Below are 24,265 nucleotides of genomic sequence, written 5' to 3'. Positions count from 1 at the left end.
CAATATCAAGCATATGGCTCTACATAGTAGAATTTCTCGGCTTCATTGTGTTCTATGACTAATCCCTGCTCACCTTTGGCTATAGTGGCTCCATTTCTTGTTTTGGCATTGATCAACACAGAAGTTCCACCCACTTTGATTTCGGCCTGGCTCGTGCGATCTTCAGAGATCGGCAATTTTGCGATGCATAGTTGCCCTACAATGTGTTCTACCGCTTCTGTTTCTTGCCGGAGCTTTCTATAAAATTTAGCAATAGGTATAGTCAGGAATTTTGCTGCAAAAAGGCTTCCAATGAATAATGGAATAAATGTGATCAATCCTGGTAGAAAGCTCTCTATTCCGAAAAAGTCATTAACCAGAATGGATGATACCCACAGTGGTAAGGAAAAGAAGGATATAAATATCATCAAGGGCATGTGCCCGATGTTAAAAAAGGACAACACAGATGCCATGCCCTCTAATTCAATCTCAACATCTACGTCGGCATCTACATCCAGATCAACATCTACCGTATCAACATCAATGACGCCTATGATCACAATAAGCCAATAGATGATTACAAAAATCAGAAGTACTGTTGGAATGACATTGATCCCAGTGATTGAAAATTCAAAAAGTTCAAGCATGAGTTGGTCTGTTTAAGTAATTAGATGTTGGTCTAATTGTTTCTTGTAGTAAATCGTTGTTTCGACGATACTTTAGCGTGCCGCTAAATTAGTCATTTTGCAAAATCCGCAAATTATATCGCTTTGCATTTTTCCCGCTAAGAGGATGTTAGGGACGCTTTTTCAAGAAAGCAATTAATATGTTCTACGAAATTAAGAGACAAAAGTTTCAGCATATGCTTATAAAATTAGCAGTATCTTAAGGTGTTAGGTTTCTTTCTGGATCTGCAGACTATCATGAAACTGAATTTCGAGAGGAATAGAAATAACCATTTTCACCCCATCATTCTGGTTATGAGCTTCAATTGATCCATTGTGTTGACTAACAAAAGAATAAGCAACCGTTAGTCCCAGGCCAGCACCTTCTCCAATCTCCTTGGTCGAAAAGAGTGGGTCGAAAATCTTTCCGATGATTTGTTGATCTATTTTATCCCCGTAATTGTGAAAAGAAACCAGGACATTTTTAGTGACTTGATTGATTTCACTCTTCACTTCGATGGTTTTAGGCAAGTCTGCTTTTTTTCGGTGTTGAGTAAAATATATGGCATTGTCCAATAAATTAATAAACACTTTATGGAGTCGATCGGCATAAACTTCCAATGGAAAATTGGCATCGTAGGTAGAATGGATTTCCATTTCATTATCCAGCCTGCCATTGAAAATTGATATAGCACTTTTTAGGATTTCATCAATGGTGGTAGATCTTCGGACATCCGCCCCTTGCTGTGCATAAGCTGAAAGGCCTTTTACGATATTGGTCGCTCGATCCGAACCTTCTTCAATCCATTCAAGGGCTTTTCCAATCTCATCGGCTACATCTTGTGGAATATTATTGAGATGATTCAATTCGAGATTGATGACATTTTTAGCACCATGGATCAGGTTCAGGGAATTGTTCATTTCATGTGCTACGCCCATCGTGAAAACGCCTAATGCGGCGGTTTTTTCCGCCTGAATTACCTGATTTTGTGTTCTTCTTAGTTCCTCCAGCGTATTTTCTAATTCCTTCTTTTGAACAGAAAGCCTGGCAATTGATTGTTCCAATTCTGAATTGGTACCTTGCAATTCTAAATTCAGAGATTTGATCTCAGAGGTTCTTGACTGGACCAGGTCCTCCAGATGATCCCGATATTTGGTAAGCTGTCGTTCTACCTGTTTACGAGCAGAAATGTCTCTGACAGATACCAGTATCTTTTTGCTGTCGTGCTCCAGGGACGAAAGGGCTACTTCTGCATCGAAAACAGTACCATCTGATTTCAAGCGTTGTGTTTCTCCAATGGTGAAATTTCCTTCTCCGGAAATTACTTCTAGTGCCCTTGAAATGGAATGTGCTAAATCTGCTTTATCCATATCCGGAGGGATCAAATCAAAAGGGGTAAGTTCAAGCAATTGAGACTTATTGTATCCGAACAATGTACAGGCCGCGATATTCGCGTCCAGAATACGATTATTGCTGGTATCCAATACGAATTTGGCCTCATAGGCAAACTGGAAAAGGTTCCTGAATCTTTCTTTGCTCCTGATCACTCCTCTTTCTGCTTTTTTGCGGTCGCTGATATCCAGGAAAGAAATGAGGAAATGCTTTTTTTCCTGATTCAATAATGAAACGGTGATTTCTGTCTCAAAAACGGTACCGTCTGATTTCATATTCAGGCTTTCTTCTCGTAAAAAGCCATGATTTATGACATGTTCAATTGACCTGTTTATATTTTCATCCACTGATTCATTAAATACCTGGGCAGGTTTTAGATCAAAAGGAGTCAGTGATTGGAATTCCTCTTTGGAGTAACCGAATAAATTGATGGCCGCCTGATTTACCGTCAGGTACTTGTTCTGAATGCTGTCATACACAAACTTTGCTTCAACACTATATTCGAATAGGCTTTGATATTTCTCAAGACTAGACTCGATCTCCTTTTGTTGTGATTCCTTTTGCAGTTCAAGGGAAAGTCGTGAAGCAAATAGTTCTAACAGCGACTGGACAAGCTCCATACTTTCAATAGGCTTATTGTCAATCAGACAAAAATGTCCGATGGTCTCACCTTGATCATTCGTGAGGCCTATACCAATATAAGATTCGATATCTGGCCCAAATGCGCTGTTGTTAATGTTATTTTTCAGGCTTATTTCGTCAGAGAGGCAGAACACACCTTGCGTCAGGACTTCTCCACAAGGCATGCCTTCAATCTCATAGCTGAAATTTTCCAGGATTTCATGATTGTGACACAAAGCCCGTGTTGTGATCTTGTGCATGGAATCATCTGCGATGCCAATCAGGGCATATTTCACATTGAGCAGATCACTGATCTTTAAGACAATGGTTGAAAAAATCGAACGATCATTCTCGGTGAATTCCTCCGTGATGCTCTTGATCAGAAGATCCTTCAGTTGACTTTCAGTTACATCTTCTGAAAGGTATAGTTTAAGTCCGGGAGGGAAGGATTCGTTGTGTTTGTGACTCAGTCGTATCCATTTCTCCGTGTTTGCCATTTTGATAGGAATGTCAAACCGGTCTGGAGTATGCTTGAGTGTGCTTTGATAATGAGCGAGGCTATCGGGATGAATTAAACTTTCGAATAATGGTGAATCACTGGACGGTACTATACCGGTCAATTGCTGGAATTGCACATTGAAGTAAGACAAATTGCCTTCCCTGATATATACCAGGCCGATTGGTAAGCCATCATCAATGGGTTCTTGCATGTCACGATTCTTTTATTCTTGACAAGTGACATGCACAAGGGTTTCTTGTGCAATTAGATTCCAGGCCGGCTCAGAAATAATTAAAAAAGGTGATCGAATCGAAACACCTTCTTTTCTCCTCAAAATAATCAAGTTTTATGATTAATTAATGATCTAAACCTGTCAGTAAATTCAATTTTCTTATAATAAGATCAGGGAGCTTTACCCCCTGAGTAATTTGCTTCAGTAGGTATTTACACTGCAGCTTTCTTAGATGTTGTCTTTTGTTCGTATTTAAATTTTACCCCTAGCCGGTCACCAATTCTGATGGAAGTCAATAAGCTAGCCCAACTCAAGGAGGCAAGGATTTGTTCATCTTTCCCTTTATAGAACATGTGGAATTCTTTGAAATGGTAATCCTGAATTCTATGAGGAGAGAAAGCTGTCAAATACAGCATTCGGGCCAGTGGCTGATTCTTAGGAGAAACCACAGATACCACCGTGTCAAGATCTCTGGTATTTTCCATGTCAGATCCATCCCAATCAATGATCTGATCTTTCATGAAGCTCCGGACTTCTTCAGGAATGTGCTCTTCGGCCAATTCCGATACTACATGAAAGAAGTAGGTGAAGACATATTCGACTCGAGGATTTCCAGATGCCCAATACAATCCTTTGATGTTTGAATAATTCCCTTTGTGTTCTCCTTCTTTTTTCTCGGAATTAAGTACTCCTGAAAACATCTTCGCAGCCATGGATTTCATAATGCCCTTGAAGAAATTAATGTTCAGTGGTAAAATGGTAGGTCCCAGGAAGATAGTTACTAGCCTGTTGAGGTAATGGAAAAAGACTGCAGTTCCAATGATTTCAGCTGCCTGTTTGGAATCGAAAGGCGGATTGTTCACCGTCATTGATTTGAAGTTTCTGGTGTTGAAGGCCCAATTGACGATTTTTCTTACTTCATCATCCTTGATCAGGTCCAGGTCCTTCTTGACGATCGCATCTGCTACCAATTTGTCCTTTAAGCCTATAATCATGATCGTGTGGGCATCAACACAGTAAGGGCATTCGTTGCTGGCAGATACTGCTGCTCCGACTGCTTCTTTGATCTTTCTGCTCGTTGCATCTTCAATGATGACTGTTTCCCGGAGAATTCCCCAGATGCCCTTCAGCAAATCTGGTATTATGGCGTGCAGAGAAATGGGTTCAACAACATCTCCCATCTCTGTTTTCAACTGTTGGTAAATTTCTTTTACCTCTCCTTCTGCCTGTCTCGGGGCAATGGATCTAATGTGGCTAATGGACATGGCTTGTGCAGTGTTATAATTAAAATTCGTTTGGTGCAGTGAACACTCTTTTCCGGTTCATAGAATTGCTAAACTATCGAGGCAAGCAGCGTCTGGAACTATCATTGAAAGCAACTATTTGGAGTATTTCGAGAATTTATAGGATGAAACAGTAGAATATTGAAGTGAACCTTAAATGCCAAATAACTCTCGAATTTGGCCAATTTGGTGGGGTGGAGGATTAATGTCGGAGACACGACAGAAAAAATAGACTCGTAATTATTTAGAATTTTTTCATCGATGGGCAACCTTTTGAGAATTCCTGCATCTTATAGTCAGGTCATTACTCAAAAAATGATTTGGCCTCCTGGAAATGGAGGCCAGGTCTCTAAACTTCAGAATTATGAAATTGATCAACTCAACGCTTACTCTTTGCTTCGTTATTTGTTTGGTTACGGTGACTTCAGCGCAAGACAAGAAGGATTTTCCGGTTATACCATTCAATAAATTGATTGTGAGCCCATACATCAATGTAGTCCTGCAAGAAGGTCCGGAAGAAAAGGTTGAGATCACTAGCCGGAGAGTAGATGAAAATGATATTCACGTGGATGTTGACGGTAACACACTCAGAATCTATCTGGAAGGATCTCGACTTACTCCCAGGAATATTCGGGAAAATGGCATGAGCCTCGAAGCTTATAAACATGCAGACATCACGGCTTATGTTACTTATAAGACGTTAAAGAAATTGTCAGTCCGGGGGGATCAAAGGGTCGTCTGTGAGAGTTCATTGAAGGGGAAACGATTCAAATTGAAAGCATACGGTGACAATCAGGTATTATTGATGGGTGTAGAGGCAGACTTTTTCAAAGCATCCATGTATGGTGATAATCGCCTGGAGATCGATGGTGGAAAATCCATCAAACAGAAATACCTGAGTTTTGGAGATAATGAAGTGAAAGCCCGCGATTATGAGGCAGATTTCACGAAAACCACCAGTTTCGGGGATGGAGAATTTTCATTCAATGCGAAAGATGTGATCAAGGTAGTTGCCTTCGGAGATGCTGATATTCAATATCATGGTGGCGCTTATCTGGAAAGAGGACTCATTCTTGGAGATAGTGATATTCGCAGGAGATAGCGGAAGACTTATGAGGAATTTTGAAGATTAATGGTTAGAATAGCGGAGAAATCTAACCATCAAAACAAATGAATCTTACAAAATACCTGGTTGTCGCTTCTATTTCTATCTTCATGTTTGCATGCGGTTCTGGCTCCGAACAGTCCGGTGCTGATGTGGCTGAAACGACATCACCTGAGCCAACAGAACCAGAAGTTATTGCTACAAAAGCCGTGTGTATTTGGGATGAAGTGTCCGTACGAGCTACTGCAGATGCAAAAGGCAAATGGCTAACGAGTATCAGTAAGGGTGAGGTGTTGGAATATCTGGGAGAAGATGCGCCAGATGCTCAGGACGCCAAAAAAACCTACTCGAAGATCAAACTAACAGATGGAACGGAAGGTTGGTCGCGAAAAGATTTCATCATTCCCGATGGTGAAGTAGCTGTTTTTCTGGAGAGCAATACCATCTATAGACGTCCTGACTTGTTGACAGTAACAGAGGATGAATTTTCACAAATGGATATAGTTGCTATTACCAACACCCAAAGTGAATGGGTAGAAGTAACGGGAAAAAGAAAAGAAGGCACATGGATTAGCACAGGATGGGTAAAAGGAAATAAGCTGTCTAAAGACGCTGTAGATGTGGCCGTGGCTAAATTTGGAAGACTGGCCTTGACGGAAGAAGATCCGGTCAAACAAGTAGAGAAATTGAAAGAAATTTTGGATAACTCTGATCTTAGAACTTCGAAATTTATGCCCTTCATTCAGGCTAGTTTTAATTCATTGAGTGCCTCGAAACCTGATGAGGTAGCGATCGATAGCGTAGCCACTGATTCTATTCAATAGGCCTTACCATTTTCTATAAAGTAGCTTGCGAAATAGTCAGGCTTCTTCATCAAGAATAGTTTCAATTATAAAACCTTAATGAAGGTTTGCTATCTGCGTTTATCTTCTTTCAGGCCCTGAATTGATTACCTGGACACCATCAGCCTTTTCGTTTCCTGACCTTCGGCGGTATCGACGATCAAGAGGAAAATGCCTTCCATGGTTTCATCTTTGAGGAAGACCCGCATTCTGTTTTCGGCGTATTCCTGAGTAAAACTGACAGGAATGGTCCTGCCATTGAGGTCCACCAAAGCCATGGAATTGATCGCAGCCCTGGACTGCATGATAAAAGATTCTGTAGTAATGGGGTTGGGATATACCGTGACGATATTTTCGACTAGTGAAGGATGATTGGACAACACACTCAGTTCATTGATCCAATCTTTTAGCGTATTCAAATAAGTAGTATCTAATACTTCGCGAGCGATCGGCGGCATTTGATTGTCGCTCAGGCTTTCGTCTCGAATGAGCATTTCGGATCGTCTTTCATTTCCAGGTGCAATGATCTTATTGCCGTCTATCGAATTGGAGCTGAATACTTCACCATCGATGATCTGGGCATCCGTTAAGGGAGTCGTAAAACGAGCATCAAATTGCGTGACACCCGGGCGCCCATCGTGGCAGTGACTGCAATTTGCATCCAGATAGGAACGTACTCGATCTTCCAGTGATGCGGATGCATCGTTGATGGCGTACATTTTTAATAATGTATCGGCCGCAAGGTCCTGATCAAATAAGCCTGAAGCTTGCCAGAGTTCCAGTTGATTCCAGGCCTCTCCTTCATGCATCACTTCTCGGTTCAATTGACCGGTTTTTACCCCCAATACAAAATCCGCAGAAGGGTTGTGGCAACGCATACATTGGGATCTTGTGGGATAGTTCCAGACCCATTCCTGTTCTCCGAGGACATCTTGCACCATCAAGGTATCTGAGACCTCTTCATCGATCCCAATCAAAAAAGCATCTGAATCGTCTTCATTCCAGCGATAGGTAAGTCCATATCCCTGCCTTTCGTCATCAATGACAAAAAAGCGTGTTTCCAGGTTTTTGGTAGAATCCATGTGGATGGCTTGTTCGAAGTGCTTGATGAAAACCGTGCCCTTTGGGAAATTCCAGGGATCTTCATCTTGAAAAGCAATGGTTCTGTTTTGTGGTAAAGCGATCCACCGGCGTTTTATAGCTCCATCTGACCACAATGGCGAATTGATTTCATAGGGGAATATACCATTGGCAGCAGTCAATGCAGCTAAGTCCTCAAATACGTCAAGCTCGGTAAGTCTTGATGGAATGATTTCAGTGATTTCATTTTTTTGTAACTCTAGGATCTGTCCACTCATCAGGATGACACAAATAGAGCCATCAGTTGTGACGAAAAAGTCAATGATCCGCTGAGGTCCTCGGTTGAGTAGTGTGACTTGTACTTCCGTAGTTCTTTCAAGGGCCCAGACATTGCCACTTTCCCAATCGGCAAACAGATAGTTGCCACCCAGTTCGGGATACTTTTCACCATAGTAAACCAGACCGCCAATTACCGCATTTCCCTGTTCATGATCATAAGTAAATATGGGAGGTGTTTCAATTCCGGTGATTTCAGCAGGTTTTGCGTGAAGTGGATTTGACAGCAGGCCTTCCTGATAAGCCCATTGGCCATTGGCCCCTTTTTCGATGAGATTGATCTCTTCCACCCTTCCATCTCCGACATCTGCTACCCAGATCTCATCCGTAGAAGAATCATAATACGTAGCCCAGGGATTTCTCAGTCCAATGGCATAAAATTCTTCCAAATTATTCGCAGATGCATCAACCCATGGATTGTCATTTGGGATCAGGTAGTTTTCGTTGATGTTATCCGGGAAACCTTCAGGAATATGATCTTTGATCGGGAATCGTCTGATGGCGTGGGACCGGGAAGCATCCATATCCGGATCGATCCGCAACAAACCGGAGAATAGGCCTTCATTGGTTTTTTGGGCATTGCCGTAAAAGTTATCCCATTTGCCTTCGTCCCCTACAGCCAGGTACAAATAGCCGTCATTGTCAAAAAACAGGTCTCCGGCATTGTGGTTATGATCTCTGTCTATTTGCTGGATGAGGATCTCCTCTGAATCCAGAAGAATGTTCTCCAGATTGTCACTCATTTTGAAACGAGACAATCGATCATAGATGGGCAATTCTTCGGTGTATACGTAGGTGTAATAAAGAAAGAGTTCGCGGTAATGGGAGCTTGAAATGTCGTTAAACTCCGGGTGAAAAGTGATGCCCATCAAGCCGGCCTCATGTTGGATAGAAAGTTGCGAACTAAGGTCAAGTAGCTCCTTGACATCCGAACCCATAGGACTTTCTTCAAAGGATAGCACCTTCCCATTTTTGGTAAGACCTACGAAGCGGGAAGTCCTGGGAATTCTTTCTACTCGAGTAAAAAAATCATTATCCACCGGAATGAATCCGATTTGTTGGAATTTCCAGGGAACAGGTGCGAAACGAGGAAATTTCCCATCGAGGAATGGGCCTCTTCTTTCGGTCTGGCCAAACAAAGAAAGGGTTTGGGATTTCCAACCCAGCAGTAATAGCAAAACAAAAGCTGAAAGAAAATAAATGCCGATTGACTTTGTTGAATTGTATCTCATTACCTCCTCTAATCCTTAACAAAAATAGTTGACCTAAGGAGAACAAATCAATGCGGTCGCCAAATTTTAGACGACCGCATCTTATTAATCTACTTCTCCGAACCTCTGGTCGCCACACATACGTACGACTTTCGGTGTGAAAGAGCCAACTACTTCAACCAGGCTTTCTTGCCGGGCCATCACTTCATGGATGTTTTTGTACACCATCGGTGCTTCATCCAAACCAGAGCCGATCAATTCGATCCCGGCTGCTTTTAAGTGTTGATCCACTTCCATTTTAGACAAAGTTTCCTTGGCCTTTCGTCGAGACATGACCCGTCCTGCTCCGTGTGAAGCAGAATTGATGGCTGCCATTTCTCCTTTTCCTCGCACAATGAACCCCGGTGAGGTCATTGATCCGGGAATGATGCCAAGTACGCCTTTTCCTGCAGGAGTAGCCCCCTTTCGGTGTACAATGAGCTCATTACCCGCTTCGTCCTGTTCTTTCCAGGCGAAGTTGTGGTGGTTTTCGATCATTGCCAGCGGTCGATCTCCCAGGGATTTGGCCATCCGCTCATGGATGTGGTGATGACATGCCGAAGCATAATCCCCGGCCAAATTCATGGCGGCCCAGTATTCTTGTCCGTTTTCCTGATCCAGATTCAGCCAAGCCAGGTGCTTGGCTTCGGAAGGTAGTGTGCAGGTATCCATCGCCAACTTGGTGTAGTGACGAGCAATATTGGCACCTAGTCCTCGTGAGCCAGAATGGGTTAACACAGATAAGTACTTGCCGACAGGAAGGTCCCACTCATTGTTTTCATCCATAATCTCGGCCACCCCGAATTCTACGAAGTGGTTGCCACCTCCTGAAGAGCCAATCTGCTTATGTGCACGATCTTTCAGTCCTTTCAGGATGTTGATCTCACCGAAAAGTGATCGATGCAGTACCTCATGGTCCATCGGTCGGTCGAATGAAGCATTGCCAAATCGCGCATTATCGATTAGCATCTTTTTCATGCGATCCGTATGCGTCCTTTCGAAAACGGCTGGGATATCGTAAAGTGTCATGCACATTCTGCAGCCAATATCGACACCCACTCCATAAGGGATCACGGCATTTTTTGTGGCCAATACGCCACCAATTGGTAAGCCATAACCCTGGTGTGCATCCGGCATCAAGGCACCTGCTTCGGCTACCGGCAATTTCATGGCAATTTCCATTTGATTGATGGCACCAGGCTCAATACCCTCCATTCCGTATATCGCATAGGGGGTCCTCTTGCTGCGCATTTGTTGCTCTTTTTGGCCTTCCACTCGGATCAAAAGGCCTTTTGCAATCGGCCCTAACGTTTCATGCTTGATGTACATGGCCGGTGATTCTACTACTTTCCTGAGCAAAGACATCTTGAATACCTTGCTTTTCCCTTTGTAATATTCACCCATCACAGACATGGCCACCGCGATGATCCGCCCTTCCGGGAATCCGATGTTGCGCAATTGCTTGCCGGTAATTTTGTTCGCTGACATGGTAATAAAGTTAAGGGAGCAGGCCTTATCACCTGCAATCCCATTATAAATTCATCTCATACCACCTGAGAGATCGGTCCCTCAGGCGTTTTTTCAATAGTTTCTCCTTTTTCAGTAACGTCGGAGCTTCATCGGTTTCCCGAAAACCAAACTTCTTTGGAAGCCTGGTGTAAAGCGATCTCGGAGGCCTGGAATAAGCTTGACCCAAGCCTTTCAACTGACAGCCTGTTTCGAACGTGTGATAATAGATCGATCGGCAGCCTAGTTCCTTGATCAGAAACATCAGACTTGCATCCAATACCGCTTCATCCCAGAGTTTTATGTACTCCATCAGATGCTCTTCGTAATAAGTAAGCATGCTTCTCCAACTTTTATTTTTCAGCCAGTTCTGCTTATGCTTATCCTTACGGATGATGTTTCTGGCTTCTTCTGCATCGTCTCTCGCTTCTCGTAGCCAATCGGTTTGTATTTCCTCAATTAGCGCCTCACCAGTATCCAGGTCTACATCCAATCTGGCCCAGGCCATCGTGAATCCGCCTCCTTTTTTGACGGGATGACAATTCCAGACGAAAGGGTGGTAATCCTTGTTCGGATTGAGGTATTGAAAATACTTCGTGTTATGCTCGAAATCGAAATTCAATTGCAGCACCAGATTGATGCCTGACCGTGAGGTTTGGTACCAATCATCATTGCGGTGTTTCGTGTATTTGCCCCAGGTGTCGATGGTGTAATTGAACTGTTTTTGCTGCTTCCATTGCTGGTTACAAAACAATTCATTCAGCTTTTTTGACCCTCTGGAGGCCATCACTTCTTTCACCATTGGCTTTTCGAGCAAATGTCCGAATCGGGAATTTCTGATAGCATTTACATCTTTTCCGTTCTCTGTGTATAGTGAGAGCAAGTCAAAGGCATATTGATCTTTTTGATAGCCGAATGATTTTTCCTCGGTTTCTATGGTTTTTGTTATAAAGTCTACTTCTGTGGGTGTCATGATTTCTCATGGAAAGAGAGATGGGTAGACCAACCATCTTCTTAAGTTCTGAGATCAAAAGGACACCTTTTCTCTCCTCCTGGGAGGAGTTGGAGGTGGGTTGTTAAGCCTAACTCCTTTTGATTTCAATTAAACTTGTCAGTCTACCTGTTGATGAAAATCTCCCTAAGCTGGTCGATCATCTGGCCGTTTCCAGCAACGGTGATCTCACCGACTTTCTCTGCGATTTTCTCAACATACTCCATCTCTTTCAGTTTGAACAACATCTCGTTCTCCTCCATCAATTTGGCGGTGTTGAGCAAGCTTCTGGTAGAAGCTGTTTCTTCACGCCTCATGATGACGTTAGCTTGCGCTTGTTTCTCGGCCATCAGCACCTGGTTCATGATCTCTTTCATGTCTCCGGGTAGCACAATGTCCTTCACACCGCAATCGATGATCTTCACACCAAGGTCAGCTGCCTTGTCCTTGATGGCATCTCGAACAAACACACCCAGCTGTTCCTTTTTCCCCAGCAACTCGTCCAGGGTGAAGGTGCCAGCAAATTCACGTAGTGCAATTTGCATAGCAGTGTACAGCTGAAGGGTGAAGTTTTTGTTCTCCACCAGGGCTTTTTCCACATCTTCCACCTGGTAGTTTCCCAGGAAGTTGACACGGATAGCCGCTTTATCCTTGGTAAGGATCTCCTGCCCCAGTACCTCAGCCTGGGTTTGTCTCATGTCCACCGTATCTACATTGACCTTTTGTGCATTCTTCCAGAAGTAGTAAATACCCCCTGCAAGCATTTTCTCGAAACGTCCATCCACGTACAAGACCCCACGCTCGTAAGGCTCCACGACAAATCTTCGGACGTATGGAGTTAATTCATACCTGTTGAGAATGCTCACGTCAATTGGTTCGGTGATGTCAATTTTGCTCAAATCGACGTGCTGGAATGAGTATTCCTTGACACCTTTCCAGTAAGCATACTGACCTGGAGGTAATACTTTGGTGAATAGACCATCTTCGTACATGAGTGTGATTTCGTTATCTCGCACCTCAGCTACTGCCAATTCCTGCTTCAATTGCGCATCTCGCAATAGAATGTTCAGTTCGTAATTGGCTTTTCCATCCGCTTTAGGCTGGAAGGGCATGCTACGATCGTAAATCACTACTTGATCGAAGAGAGCCACCCAATGTACCCCTTCAGTGATCACGCGATGGTAATCTCCTCTTCTGAAGACGAGACCCACTTTTCCGACATTGATTCTGACTCTTATCATTTCTGTTTTATTTAAAAGATCACTAAAGTGCTATACTAAAAAGCAAGGCGAATCACCACCGCATTGGATGGGCGAAGCATCGATTGAGTAAGGCTTACTTTTTCAAAGTTTGCGATAGAAATCACCACTTTCATCCAGGTTAAAATCCAGATGCTCCATGGATCGTCGAATAGCAAAGCCTGAAAATTGAGCTTTACGGTATCCTCCATGCCCGGCCTATCTGACGCTTCCCCATTCCGGATCGAAATCCGGAACTTCAGGTCGTGAAAGGCCCAGCTTTTGTGACAAAAGACCCATTTTTAAAGAAGATTGGGTGACTTCTAACCCACGTTAACAAAGTGGTGCTCTAGCCAACTGAGCTATTCCCCGTTTCAAGTGAGAAGCAGGATTCGAACCTGCGCATGTGTTGTTGTCTTACCATTAGACTACCGATCTTTAATCGAGGAGGACTCGAACCCCCAATCCACAACGTATGGCGACCTATTCTTCGGATCTGTCAGCATATCCCAACCTACTGGCCGGACACTATTGTGCCATACAGAAACACACATGTTGCCTTCACTTCCGAATAAATCGTCTCTCTCCTCAGATTCGAACTGAGACTCCCTATGGTACTGGGCTAGTCTGGCTCTAAATGCGCTTCCCTACTGAACTTCATTTGAGAGGTTTCTCGGTGCTTCTGCAAATTCTATTCATCAATGCGCAAAGCATTGACGACTTCATCCAGACAGTACACGGTTACGTTCAAAAAGACTTTTACCGCAGCACTTCCTTTTGTGCTAGAGAGAGAAATAAGTCGTATGCCTGGAAGGAGTCGAACCTACACGTCCCATATTAAAAGTATGGTGCTCTACCAGTTGAGCTACAGACATATATTGATTCTATCATTGTCTCAAGGTCATTTATCCAATAAATGTCATATTGAGCTGTGTCGAAATATATTTTCAAACCTTGCATGAGGTTTCGACAGGCTCAACCTGACAGTTCTGGGGGCCCTTTGAGACCATGTCAAATCTTATATCGATCAAGGCGTCTCCTCGATCAGTTTTTTCACTTTGGAAGGTGCCTGCCCGGTGGCTGTGCACCGGGCAGATCATGAGCGATTCGTTCATGCCCTTCCCAAAAGGCTAGGTTTAGGTCGATAGTTGTTTTGTTTTGGTTATAAAACCAGCCTTTACCCATCTCGAAAGGAGCTTTGCCAAACATCACCAGGCAAACGGAACCTGGCTTGTGGTCTCTAACCACTCTCCAATCTCAGAGGAAGCACCCGTTCTGCCCTTCCTGCCGGGTATGCACTTCAGTAAATCGAAGCGCATCGTCAACTTGCCAGGGGTCGAACCTGGTTTTGCGCCAACTGCACAAGTCGAAATTCAAAAAAACGATCACTAATACAGTGAAATAAAAAAGCCCCGTCCATGGGAATGAACGGGGCTTCAATGCGTTAGCGATTGACCACAGTCATTCCTTGTGTTTCCAATAAAATTCCTTTCCGGCGAGGGCATAGCTATCCTGCGCTGAAAATTCCATCAACAAAATATTATTTGGTCTTATGTTCATTTTGTCCAAATTCATTGAAAACAAAAAACCCAGGCTTTTGACCTGGGTTTCATCTATCTACAGTTAGTAAATTCAACTAAACCAGGCCAAGTACCTACATAAATCACGGTTAAACCCTACTAGTGCCGGGATGCCGCTTTCTGATATGTGTCTGTACTCTTTCAATTCGTTTTTCTTTTGTTGTTGCAAGTATCTAGCAATGATTTCACAAAACCAAATAATATTCTAATTTTTATGAAAAAATTGAATTCTTTGATTTTAGGATTTGTGTCGATTCTGTGATAGAACCTTCACATTAAATTGTTTAGTAGCTGATTAAAATTATATTCAGGTATCTACATACCCGAATATTTGGCATAGTTTTCAGCATGTTCTATTATCAATTGCACAACTTGATTATCGCTTCATCTTTTGAGCTAAATGAACTGGAGCAAACTCAGGACACATCGGCACATGTCACGGTAACAATGGTGAAACAGCTACCTGAAATCAAAGAGGTGATCAAAGAAGGTAAATATTACCGGGATCTTGATTATCGGATCGGTGCTCAGGGTCAAATCCAATTAACGTTCCAGGGGTTATTTGATAGTATGATCCATCAAGATAGTCAACGGATATATGTTAAGATGGTAGAAGGTAGTTCTTTGCAGGAAATGAAGACTCATTTGTTAGGTACAGTCCTTTCCTTTTTATTATTGAACAAATCACAATTCCCCATACATGCAAGTGCCATATCAACTGATGAAGGTGCTATTTTATTCATGGGACATTCGGGAGTTGGGAAATCTACTACGGCCACACTGATGATGCGAGCTGGTTTTCCAATCATCTCAGATGATGTTTGCCTCATTGAACTGCAGAAAGAACAAGCATGGGTGAGCTATGCTTTTCCTCAAGTGAAATTGTGGGAAGAATCAACAGCATACTTTAATATACCAACTAAAGAGCTGGAGATTGTGAGTAACGAACGTGCGAAATACAAAGTGCCATTGACAAAAAAAGTGACACAAAATTCATTCCCTATAAAAGCCATTTTTGAAATTGACTTCAATGACCAATTGAAAGGAATTCAAATACGATCCAAGACAACCATGGATAAACTACAGGCTTTACTTAAGCACACTTATAGACATCATGCTGTAAAAATTCTGGGACTGGAAAAAGCGCATTTTGAATATTGCTCCAAATTAATTGAAGCGGTACCGATTTATCATTTACAAAGGCCGAAAGATTTAAATCTTTTAGATGAATTAGTCGACCGGGTAGTCAAGCAAACCCAGATCACCTCATGAGTGCGATTTACGGACACGTGAACTGGGATAGGAAACCTATCTCACCAGAAATAAAATCCTCTTTCCAAAAGCATCTAAAACACCGCGGCGAAGATGCCCATCAAATACACGAAGATGAGGGATTGATATTGGGTTTCCTCCTGAATAAGACCTTTAGGAATGATCAGCTTTGTCGGCAACCCCTACGGTATCAAAATCATATAATAGTGGGTGATATCAGACTGGATAACAGATCAGAGTTGGCCGGAAAGCTTGGTATTAATCGGGAAGAATTGATGCTGATGCAAGATGCGCTTCTCATCGCTAAAGCATTCATGAAATGGGATCTATCATGTGCTCAGCACCTCATCGGGGACTTTTCATGTGTTATCTGGGATCAGCATCGAAGACGGTTGTATGCTATAAGAGATCAGACTGGCATGAAAGCACTGTTTTATTATCAAACTCAAGACTCTTTCATTTTCGCATCTGAAATAAAAGCTATCGTTGAGCATCCGGATGTTGAGAAATTATTCAACGAAGAACGGATGATTTATCATCTATTAGGGATCAATACAGAGGAAGATGTGGTGGCTGAAACTTTTTTCAAAAACGTTTATCAATTATTCGGTGGCCATTACCTCCTCAAAGACCATAAATCGACTAGCACCTCAAAATATTGGAAATTAGACAGGCAAAAAGAAATACGTTACAAACATTTCGAGGAATATGCTGAACACTTCCAGACAATTTTGGGAGAAGCCATTGCATGCCGAATGGCAACTGATTTTGATGTGGGTATTGCACTAAGTGGGGGGCTCGACTCTTCTTCCGTGGCTGTAATAGCCGCACAACAACTGGCCAAGGAGCAAAAATTACTATATGCAACTTCATCGGTGATGCCCACTGAAGGAGATTTTTTGGAAGATGATGAACGACCTTATATTGAAGCGGTTTTGGATCAAGAGGAGAACATCTTAATCGACTATGTTTTTAATAAGGAACAGTACGAAGCTTATCCGGAATACGAGCAGGCAATAGGCAAAGCATACACACCTAGTTACTGGGCTTATTACATTGATGAAGCTTTTTATCGATCGTTAAAAAGTCAAAATAGTAATGTACGCTTAATGTTAACGGGAGTTCTGGGAGATGCGGTGGTTTCCTATTCCGGGAATGGCCTGGAAGCTCATCTACTGCGCACCGGAGCGTGGGCTGAGCTTTTTCGTTATTATGCAAACCTGAAGAACCATTCGGTTATCAAACACTTCATGCATAAAGCAATAATCCCTCAGGTACCTCTATCTATCAGGCGCAAGATTCGACCCAAAAATTATAATGTCAAACGTCCTGATACCGTTCACCCCTCATGGTTGCAACATACAAAATACAGGGTAAAAACCCATGACTATTATTATTCCGATCCATCTGTCAATATACATGCCAATATCGCAGAAATCATCAACAATCAGTTTTGGCCGACGGTCTTTCCTGATATGGAAACGAGATCCTCTTATCACAATATAACTTATGTCAATCCGCTGATTGATATCCGAGTCATGGAATTTATGATGGCCTTACCTGTTTCACAATTGGCTCCCTATGGTGTGAAAAGAGGATTTATCAGGTATGCTATGGAGGGATTACTACCTGAAAAAATACAATGGCGTCATAGTAAAGGCATCTTTGCTCCGGATTTTAGCAGAAGGTTGGTTAAAAACAAGGCCTTGATCAAGAGTAAATTAGAAAGTTGTCAAAATGAGCTAACGAATCGATTCATCGACTATGAAGTGTTGATTAATTCTCTAAATCAAATGGAGCTTGTTCGCGATTTGTATCAACAAAACAGAGTAGAAAAAAACAATGATTACTCCGTAACTTTAGGCTTCTCGGCTGCAATGTTCATGAAACACTTTTTTGATTAAAAACACGACCAGTTTTCCAGATTCAACTTCAAAGAGGTTCGAAATTTATTGCATTACCACATTCAAGCTTAGAAGTCGGTAATCTTTATTATTGAAGCAAAACAATTACAAACACATCTTACCATTAATTATTAAATATAAGTTTGATTTTGATGGAAAAAGAATATTTGGGAGAACCATGAAATGATTATATTTTTACAAAAAAGCTGTTATGTCTAGACAAAATACTTCTATCTCTAGCGTCACCAGAGATCGCAAAAAGTGGAATACTCCTGATATTAAATCCAAATTGTCCATCAAAGAAACTTATGGACCGAATGCCACCGTCAGTGATGGTTTTGGGAGTGGTTCATAATCGTATCTTTCTTTTATTCATTTTTATTTAGGTATCAGTCTTATTGCCTCGATCTGATTTGAGATTGTCGTAGGTGTATTTTACGACTAGCTCTATTGAATAATTTACGGAAATCCTTATACAGTGGCTCACTGTGACCGGTGATTTGTTCGTTGTTAATAAATCCTTTTCTAAATCATTCCAAATGAATTAAATCCGTGCTTGAAACCAACAAGGTCGTTCGGAATGAACAAATAATCTTCTCTTCGATAGCGGAAGAGGTCATCATCATGGATACGGAAACTAACTATTACATCAGCCTTGATGAAATCGCTAGTGTGATTTGGGAATCTATCTCCAAACCAATCGCTGTGCAAGAATTGTGTCAATCACTTTGCTCTCAATATGATGTTGATTATGATGTTTGCTTAAAAGATGTAACGAAATTTCTTTCTGAATCTACTGAAAAGGGTTGGGTCATTGTTTCTTGAAGCTATCAATTGTCTTTCACTACATATGTACGTGTGATCTACTGCGATTTTAGTTCTGCTCTTTGATGAATATTTGATATCTGTGGTTAGACTGAAATTCTTCATTCAAAACAACTGTCTTACCTGAAGGCAAATTGACAATTACTTCCGAAACTCGATCAATCTTTCCTAATCCAAAGTGCAGGATTCTTGGGTCGATGGATTTAAATCCTCCGCTTTTCAGAATCTGTCTCGATTGTTGTTGATCTCTTCCATATTTGATAATGACCTCTGCCCCAATTGCATATTGGTTCGGGTTCGTTCCGTCTACTAATTCGATCATGATAGAATGGTTCTTTTCTAAATTTTGATTTTCATAAACCAATAAAGGACCAATTTGCGGTAACATGAATATGTCCAGGTCTCCATCATGATCATAATCAAAGTAAGCATATGCGCCAATAGGCAGTGAATTCCCTAATTGAAAAGCTTCAGTCGCATCCTCAAATTTTTCGCCATTCAAATTTCTATAGAAGATGTTGCTATCGAAGGATCGAATTGCTAGAAATCCATTTGCAATTAATAGATCTTGCCATTGATCATTATCAAGATCCGCAAATTTTGCATTCCATGCCCACCCACTGTCTTTGATCTCATACTTTTCTGTGACATCTTTTTTAATTCCATTGCCATTGTCCTGAAGTAATACGGGAAATTCAAATACTGTATTGGGATGTTCTTCTTCTGATTTTTCGTCAAACACTCTGACATTATTTTGATGAAGAGACACTTCTGGAAATATCTTATGGAAAGCCCACCAATCTTCAGGAATCAACGCCATCAAACCTGTGTAATCCTGTGCGCTATCTCTTAAAAACATGGCATTCCTCAGTATTACCGAATAGATACAATCCCAATCATCGTCACCATCACACTCAAAAAAATCACGCTTAAGGTAGGCAGTTCGTATTTGTTGTTTCCTCGACAAAATATCGTTCATCAAAGACAATTGTTCGTCGGGAATTCCCGGAGATTCGGCCAATACAGTCTCGATGTTTTTAATATTTCGTATAAATCCGGACTGGACCTCAAACAATTCATAATTAAGGTCATTATCGATATCTGCAATACTGATCGACATGGTAGTTCTCGTCTGAGCTTCTAAATGCTTGAATTGCGTATGTTGAAGCGTATCTGATTCCTGACCTCCTAAATACGTATAATCGGGAACATAAAAATCATTCCCTAGTATGACATCTTGCAAACGGTCCTGATTCAAGTCCGCGATCAACACAGATAAGGTTTCCCCGGATGTCCCCTCCAGGTATTTGGTTTGATAGCCACCAGGACCATTATTCATCAAAATCAGGTTTTGGGCGCTAAGAATTTCAGCATCTGACCTAAAATTCCCTCCATATGCAGAAATACCCAATACAATGTCCAATCTATTGTCGGCATTGAGGTCTCCGATGCCAAATGCATCAACAACACCAAGAGGTAAATCAATAAGCTTGATTAATTCTGTTGCAAAAAAATCGCCTTGCTGATTGTGAATGGCATAGATCCCTTGATAATAAGTGCTGAAAAGTATATCTACCCACCCGTCTTCATTCAAATCTGTGAGTACAGCATTATTGATGCGCAAGGTATCAGGCAAGTCCAGGGATTGGGGATAGAAAGTTTTACTACCCCCATTTAGAAACAAATTGAGTCGAAAAGATGAAACCACCAACAAGTCCTCCCAACCATCAAGATTCACATCATCAGAAGCAATACTCCCTCCTCTTGCCATTGGCTCGAATATTTGCTGAGCAGAAAAGGAATATGGCAAATCTATGCCCAAGTCTAAAGCAGAGATATTTTCAAACGGCTTGTTGCCTCCATCATTAGACCCTTTCCTGTTCAATAGATAGGGAGTACTCTCTACTCGGTAAGATGCATTTTCAGTTATTTGTTGAAAGTTTATTGCTTGCTTGTTTGACAATGGATTCTGTTGTTCTGTCACTTTTAGGTCAGGAATATGTTGAAAAACAACTGGATCATGACGTTCAACCAGTAGACTCTTCATTATATCTCGCTGATACGTTTTTATGTAAAATTTTTCTATGAAGTGTCCCACAACACCATTGAACAATCCTAGTCCTACCATACACAGGAAAAGTGCTAAAGAAAGTGCTTTAGAAAAAGTCTGTCGCGTAATGAGGTAAGAGTAGATGCTAACACTTCCGAGTGTAAATAATAGCACCATAAGATACTTGGCCGGCAATCCAGCCGCGTGTAAAATCACGACAATGATTACATCAAAAGTCATTGGAACGGGTAAGAATGCACCTATTAACCCAAGGCCAATCATTATCAATATAACACGCATACCAGAGCCTCCATCCACTTTTACCCAATCAATGATCTCCTCAAAAGGTACGATACTGATGAGAATATTTCCTAACAAACCAGCTAAGAGCATCAATGGAACAGCTGTTTTAATGAGATACCAGAATGCCCGGGAGTAGTTTTTTAAGAACCAGCCAAATGCGGTCAACCAGGAAGGGTTTTCCTGAGCAACAAAAGTTACCTGATAACCAGAATTATTCCCCTGGGCCTGAAAATCACCGATTTGCGAAAGACTTGGTTTACTTGGGAAGAGCTTCGTCAGTATTGGAATCCCGAACAAGGCAAAGAGAAGCGTTGTACTTATTTTGACCCAAGCCATATAATTCGGAAGCAAAGAGAACAACATCGCCAATACAATGAAGTTCATGGTAGGTGAGGAGATCATGGTTGCCAGGGCTGTCTCTTCTCTGCTACCTCCATCACGCATCCCTTTTGCGATTGGTGCAGCACAATTCACACAAACACCCAATGGCGCCCCTATCAATAAGCCAATAAACGAGCTATACCATCTATTTAATGGTATGCTATCCTGCAGGAGGTTGAATAACGTCATCAAAGCGGCTCCAAATAGAAGACCAAACATCATCCCCTTCTTATTGGTGTCGATCCAATTGATCGTGTGATAGAAGACTTTTAATAAAAAAGGATCTTCTTCAACTACCTCTTGTTTGATATCGAAACTAATTCCCATGACGGGCATATCTCCGCCCATCATCGCCTTTTCATTGAGCTGTGGATATCTGGAACCAAGCCAAAAAGCCAGTGCAACAGAAAGTATGAATATTAGATTTATGCTGATCGGTTTACTGGTCGATAACTTCATAGATTACCTCGTGTAAAAACTTTCACCATGTATCTTAAAAACAAAGAAGCCAGATATTGAAAATGTATCAATCATTTCAACTAATGTATGCTTTTGAGTAAAAATAGTGCTTCAAATACATGAAACACACGCATAAGCGGCTTCAAATGTATTTGAACATCTATTCCTCTTACATCACTATAATGAGGCAAAGTACCAGAAATTTCTAATGAGAATAAAGGATTCATGTCCTTTCCTATTTGCCTAAATATCCAAAAATACCAGTTACAGTATAAGCTTGATGACCGTAAGATCCGGTAACTATTTTATCACCTGCTCTGAGCCAGGCATGCGCTTTGAGTTTCCCGTCTTTGCTATGCATTACTCCGAAATAGATGGTATGAGGAATTTCTTTTTTCTTGAGTAGTTGGTTCGCGGCAAGGGCTTGTGCAAAGCAGTTACTTTTCCAGGGTGTAAATCTGCTCATGGAGTTTATCACTTTATTCAGCTGACTTAGGTACACTGGATCCTGCCAACTTTCAGTAGGAGTTTCTTTTTGTGATTCGCCCATTTTTTCTGCTATGGATTTAAATGAAGTGAAACACACTCGAGCCCTACCTGATCCAAGAGCTATCCAAACTTTAATGGCCAACATCTTTACCTCCCAGGAGGACTGAAAATAGCGATGGAGTGTTCTTAGCGTTGGGATCTTCATGTTCAAGTTTCCTGATTCTTAAACATTTGGTGATATGGCCCTTTTTGTTGCATTAACTCCTTATGGCTACCTGATTCGATGAGCTCTCCCTGACGCATGACGAGGATTTGATTTGCCTGTTTCAAATTGTAAAGTCTGTGGGTTACCAGAATCACGATTTTTGTGCGGGCAAGTACCTGTAAATATTCAAATATCTTTTTTTCAGCTAAAGGATCTATGGCGCTCGTAGGCTCATCTAGAATAATGATCTCAGCATCATTGTAAAATGCACGAGTTAATGCTACTTTCTGCCACTGGCCGATGCTCAATTCTGTACCTTGATCAAATTGCTTTCCTAATCGTTGGTCCAGTCCCTTGTCATAACGATTGATGACTTCAGCCAAGCCGGAAATTTTTGACACTTGTTCCAGATCTCTATCTGTTTTTCCTTCAGAACCTAGTTCTATATTTTCCAGAAAAGAAAACTCATACCTGGCAAAATCCTGAAAAACAATGCTGATTCTTTCCTGATACTCCTTCGGTCTGAAATCTGTCAGCGGCTGATCGTCGATCATGATTTTTCCGTCACTCGGATCATACAGTCGACATAGCAATTTCACCAAAGTGGATTTGCCGGAGCCATTCTCTCCCACAATAGCCGTGAGTCCTGGGCGGAAAGTTGTAGACAAGTCGGTTAATGCTTCTCTGGGACTTTGCGGATATTGAAAACTTACGGACTCGAATGAAATTTCCTGGATTACTGAGGGCAATTTTTTTGGAATCGCCGGTTCAGTGATTTTGCTTTCTAATTGCAAAAACTGCTGAATGAATGAAAGAAAAAGCCGACTTTCATGAAGTACTACAACGGCTGAAAACATACCTGTCATATTGTTCTTACCTCTTTGAAAGGCCTGAAAGAAGATGACTAGTTCTCCAATCGTGATCGTCCCATTGATAGACCGATAGATTACCAGGGCATAAATTCCAAATTCGACTCCTACTTCAACGGATTTTGCCAGAAAAGTATTGATGGATAGTTGAACGCTAAGCTTCTTCTTTTCATCGTAAAGATTTTCTCGAATGATTCGGAATTTGCTTTGAATGACACTCCCAACCCGGAGTAACTTCATTTCTTTAACGTACTCCGTAAGTGTTAGTAGACGATTCAAATAATGTGACTCCCGCTCAATCGGAATTCTATTCTTTCTCCATAAAAAGGACTTATTGGAGAACTTGTATTTTACGTAGGCATTTGGAAGAGAAATCGTTACCATCAACACCGCAGCCCAGGATTCCATGGTTCCAAGTAATCCGGCGATGAAGACCAAAGACACCATATTATTCAACAGGTTCATGATGCCACGTACTACTTGTACAGGCCTCGTAAAACCTTCCTGTTGTGCCTTGTAATATGTGTTATGATAATCGGGGTTTTCGTAGTATGAAAGGTCCAGATTTAATGCCTTGTTTTGAACGATATACGCCATTCGATCTCGGACCTTTTGTTGCTGCATTTCACTTAAAAGCTGTGATAAACTGCTTATTGTAGCAATAGCGAGTTGTATCAGGCCCATACCAATGAGTGGCATTAATACTTCATTAAAGGAGGCCTGACCTGTTGTTACCATGTCGATCACATGCTTAAAAACAAGCAGTGATAAAATGGGGAGTACACCTTGCAACAAAATGATCACTATGGAGTAGGCAGTCCACTTTGGCGCACTTTCCCAAACAATTCGTAAAGCAAAAAGGTATGAGTTTATGGTTTCTCGCACAACACAGATTTCTGAATAGCGTC

General features: G+C 41.7%; 18 protein-coding genes and 1 tRNA gene. 7 read left to right on the top strand and 12 right to left on the bottom strand.

From position 1 onward, the window contains the following. Window positions 1-5 precede the first annotated feature (5 nt). The 3 genes from R8G66_27470 to R8G66_27460 all read right to left on the bottom strand — a co-directional run bounded on the left by R8G66_27470 (window position 6) and on the right by R8G66_27460 (window position 4,654). Window positions 6-626, bottom strand: coding sequence for a DUF1449 family protein (locus R8G66_27470; GenBank protein MDW3196142.1), 621 nt, complete (start codon window positions 624-626; stop codon window positions 6-8). 246 nt (window positions 627-872) lie between these two features. Further along, a complete protein-coding gene (locus tag R8G66_27465) occupies window positions 873-3,368 on the bottom strand; it encodes a PAS domain S-box protein (GenBank protein MDW3196141.1) in 2,496 nt (831 codons plus the stop codon). Between the two features lie 233 nt (window positions 3,369-3,601). After that, window positions 3,602-4,654 (bottom strand): hypothetical protein, encoded by a 1,053-nt coding sequence (locus R8G66_27460; GenBank protein ID MDW3196140.1) that lies wholly within the window; start codon window positions 4,652-4,654, stop codon window positions 3,602-3,604. Between the two features lie 279 nt (window positions 4,655-4,933). Between R8G66_27460 and R8G66_27455 the strand changes: the two genes are divergently transcribed. From R8G66_27455 to R8G66_27445, 3 genes are all read left to right on the top strand, one after another. Next, entirely contained in the window at window positions 4,934-5,140 is a 207-nt protein-coding gene (locus R8G66_27455) for a hypothetical protein (protein MDW3196139.1), read from the top strand. Window positions 5,141-5,147: 7 nt separating this feature from the next. After that, window positions 5,148-5,774 carry a DUF2807 domain-containing protein gene (locus R8G66_27450; protein ID MDW3196138.1) on the top strand — a complete coding sequence of 209 codons (627 nt, stop codon included), beginning with the start codon at window positions 5,148-5,150 and terminating at the stop codon, window positions 5,772-5,774. A gap of 68 nt (window positions 5,775-5,842) precedes the next feature. Further along, window positions 5,843-6,601 (top strand): SH3 domain-containing protein, encoded by a 759-nt coding sequence (locus R8G66_27445; protein ID MDW3196137.1) that lies wholly within the window; start codon window positions 5,843-5,845, stop codon window positions 6,599-6,601. A gap of 125 nt (window positions 6,602-6,726) precedes the next feature. Here R8G66_27445 and R8G66_27440 read toward each other — a convergent pair whose 3' ends face one another. From R8G66_27440 to R8G66_27415, 6 genes are all read right to left on the bottom strand, one after another. Then, window positions 6,727-9,267 carry a PQQ-dependent sugar dehydrogenase gene (locus tag R8G66_27440; GenBank protein MDW3196136.1) on the bottom strand — a complete coding sequence of 847 codons (2,541 nt, stop codon included), beginning with the start codon at window positions 9,265-9,267 and terminating at the stop codon, window positions 6,727-6,729. Window positions 9,268-9,351: 84 nt separating this feature from the next. After that, window positions 9,352-10,773 carry an RtcB family protein gene (locus tag R8G66_27435; protein ID MDW3196135.1) on the bottom strand — a complete coding sequence of 474 codons (1,422 nt, stop codon included), beginning with the start codon at window positions 10,771-10,773 and terminating at the stop codon, window positions 9,352-9,354. Window positions 10,774-10,816: 43 nt separating this feature from the next. Beyond that, a complete protein-coding gene (locus R8G66_27430) occupies window positions 10,817-11,764 on the bottom strand; it encodes a hypothetical protein (GenBank protein MDW3196134.1) in 948 nt (315 codons plus the stop codon). 143 nt (window positions 11,765-11,907) lie between these two features. After that, window positions 11,908-13,023: a slipin family protein gene (locus R8G66_27425; GenBank protein ID MDW3196133.1), complete on the bottom strand. Its 1,116-nt coding sequence runs from the start codon at window positions 13,021-13,023 to the stop codon at window positions 11,908-11,910. Between the two features lie 35 nt (window positions 13,024-13,058). Further along, window positions 13,059-13,232 (bottom strand): hypothetical protein, encoded by a 174-nt coding sequence (locus R8G66_27420; protein MDW3196132.1) that lies wholly within the window; start codon window positions 13,230-13,232, stop codon window positions 13,059-13,061. A gap of 590 nt (window positions 13,233-13,822) precedes the next feature. Next, a tRNA-Lys gene (locus R8G66_27415) sits at window positions 13,823-13,895 on the bottom strand. Between the two features lie 1,053 nt (window positions 13,896-14,948). Here R8G66_27415 and R8G66_27410 point away from each other — a divergent pair. From R8G66_27410 to R8G66_27395, 4 genes are all read left to right on the top strand, one after another. Further along, window positions 14,949-15,872, top strand: a complete 924-nt coding sequence (locus R8G66_27410) for a hypothetical protein (GenBank protein ID MDW3196131.1) — start codon at window positions 14,949-14,951, stop codon at window positions 15,870-15,872. Then, window positions 15,869-17,776 carry an asparagine synthase-related protein gene (locus R8G66_27405; protein ID MDW3196130.1) on the top strand — a complete coding sequence of 636 codons (1,908 nt, stop codon included), beginning with the start codon at window positions 15,869-15,871 and terminating at the stop codon, window positions 17,774-17,776. The genes R8G66_27410 and R8G66_27405 overlap by 4 nt, the downstream gene beginning before the upstream one ends. A gap of 211 nt (window positions 17,777-17,987) precedes the next feature. Then, entirely contained in the window at window positions 17,988-18,131 is a 144-nt protein-coding gene (locus R8G66_27400; protein MDW3196129.1) for a hypothetical protein, read from the top strand. A gap of 197 nt (window positions 18,132-18,328) precedes the next feature. Beyond that, entirely contained in the window at window positions 18,329-18,601 is a 273-nt protein-coding gene (locus R8G66_27395; GenBank protein ID MDW3196128.1) for a PqqD family protein, read from the top strand. Window positions 18,602-18,650: 49 nt separating this feature from the next. Here R8G66_27395 and R8G66_27390 read toward each other — a convergent pair whose 3' ends face one another. The 3 genes from R8G66_27390 to R8G66_27380 all read right to left on the bottom strand — a co-directional run bounded on the left by R8G66_27390 (window position 18,651) and on the right by R8G66_27380 (window position 24,242). Then, complete coding sequence (locus R8G66_27390; protein ID MDW3196127.1) at window positions 18,651-21,794, bottom strand: FG-GAP-like repeat-containing protein; 3,144 nt, start codon at window positions 21,792-21,794, stop codon at window positions 18,651-18,653. A gap of 235 nt (window positions 21,795-22,029) precedes the next feature. After that, on the bottom strand, window positions 22,030-22,488 hold the full coding sequence (locus R8G66_27385) for a lasso peptide biosynthesis B2 protein (GenBank protein MDW3196126.1): 459 nt from the start codon (window positions 22,486-22,488) through the stop codon (window positions 22,030-22,032). Between the two features lie 2 nt (window positions 22,489-22,490). Then, window positions 22,491-24,242, bottom strand: a complete 1,752-nt coding sequence (locus R8G66_27380) for an ABC transporter ATP-binding protein (protein ID MDW3196125.1) — start codon at window positions 24,240-24,242, stop codon at window positions 22,491-22,493. Window positions 24,243-24,265: the final 23 nt, after the last annotated feature.

It is taken from the genome of Cytophagales bacterium (assembly GCA_033344775.1).
Lineage (GTDB): Bacteria > Bacteroidota > Bacteroidia > Cytophagales > Cyclobacteriaceae > JAWPMT01.
This window is presented reverse-complemented; position numbering and strand designations above follow the sequence as displayed.

Bases quoted from the DNA above. Each gene is read 5' to 3' on its own strand.
- R8G66_27425 (MDW3196133.1), bottom strand. From the start codon at position 13,023: ATGATAAGAGTCAGAATCAATGTCGGAAAAGTGGGTCTCGTCTTCAGA.
- R8G66_27440 (MDW3196136.1), bottom strand. From the start codon at position 9,267: ATGAGATACAATTCAACAAAGTCAATCGGCATTTATTTTCTTTCAGCT.
- R8G66_27465 (MDW3196141.1), bottom strand. From the start codon at position 3,368: ATGCAAGAACCCATTGATGATGGCTTACCAATCGGCCTGGTATATATC.
- R8G66_27420 (MDW3196132.1), bottom strand. From the start codon at position 13,232: ATGGAGGATACCGTAAAGCTCAATTTTCAGGCTTTGCTATTCGACGAT.
- R8G66_27455 (MDW3196139.1), top strand. From the start codon at position 4,934: ATGGGCAACCTTTTGAGAATTCCTGCATCTTATAGTCAGGTCATTACT.
- R8G66_27460 (MDW3196140.1), bottom strand. From the start codon at position 4,654: ATGTCCATTAGCCACATTAGATCCATTGCCCCGAGACAGGCAGAAGGA.
- R8G66_27445 (MDW3196137.1), top strand. From the start codon at position 5,843: ATGAATCTTACAAAATACCTGGTTGTCGCTTCTATTTCTATCTTCATG.
- R8G66_27430 (MDW3196134.1), bottom strand. From the start codon at position 11,764: ATGACACCCACAGAAGTAGACTTTATAACAAAAACCATAGAAACCGAG.
- R8G66_27435 (MDW3196135.1), bottom strand. From the start codon at position 10,773: ATGTCAGCGAACAAAATTACCGGCAAGCAATTGCGCAACATCGGATTC.
- R8G66_27400 (MDW3196129.1), top strand. From the start codon at position 17,988: ATGTCTAGACAAAATACTTCTATCTCTAGCGTCACCAGAGATCGCAAA.
- R8G66_27470 (MDW3196142.1), bottom strand. From the start codon at position 626: ATGCTTGAACTTTTTGAATTTTCAATCACTGGGATCAATGTCATTCCA.
- R8G66_27390 (MDW3196127.1), bottom strand. From the start codon at position 21,794: ATGAAGTTATCGACCAGTAAACCGATCAGCATAAATCTAATATTCATA.
- R8G66_27405 (MDW3196130.1), top strand. From the start codon at position 15,869: ATGAGTGCGATTTACGGACACGTGAACTGGGATAGGAAACCTATCTCA.
- R8G66_27385 (MDW3196126.1), bottom strand. From the start codon at position 22,488: ATGAAGATCCCAACGCTAAGAACACTCCATCGCTATTTTCAGTCCTCC.
- R8G66_27410 (MDW3196131.1), top strand. From the start codon at position 14,949: ATGTTCTATTATCAATTGCACAACTTGATTATCGCTTCATCTTTTGAG.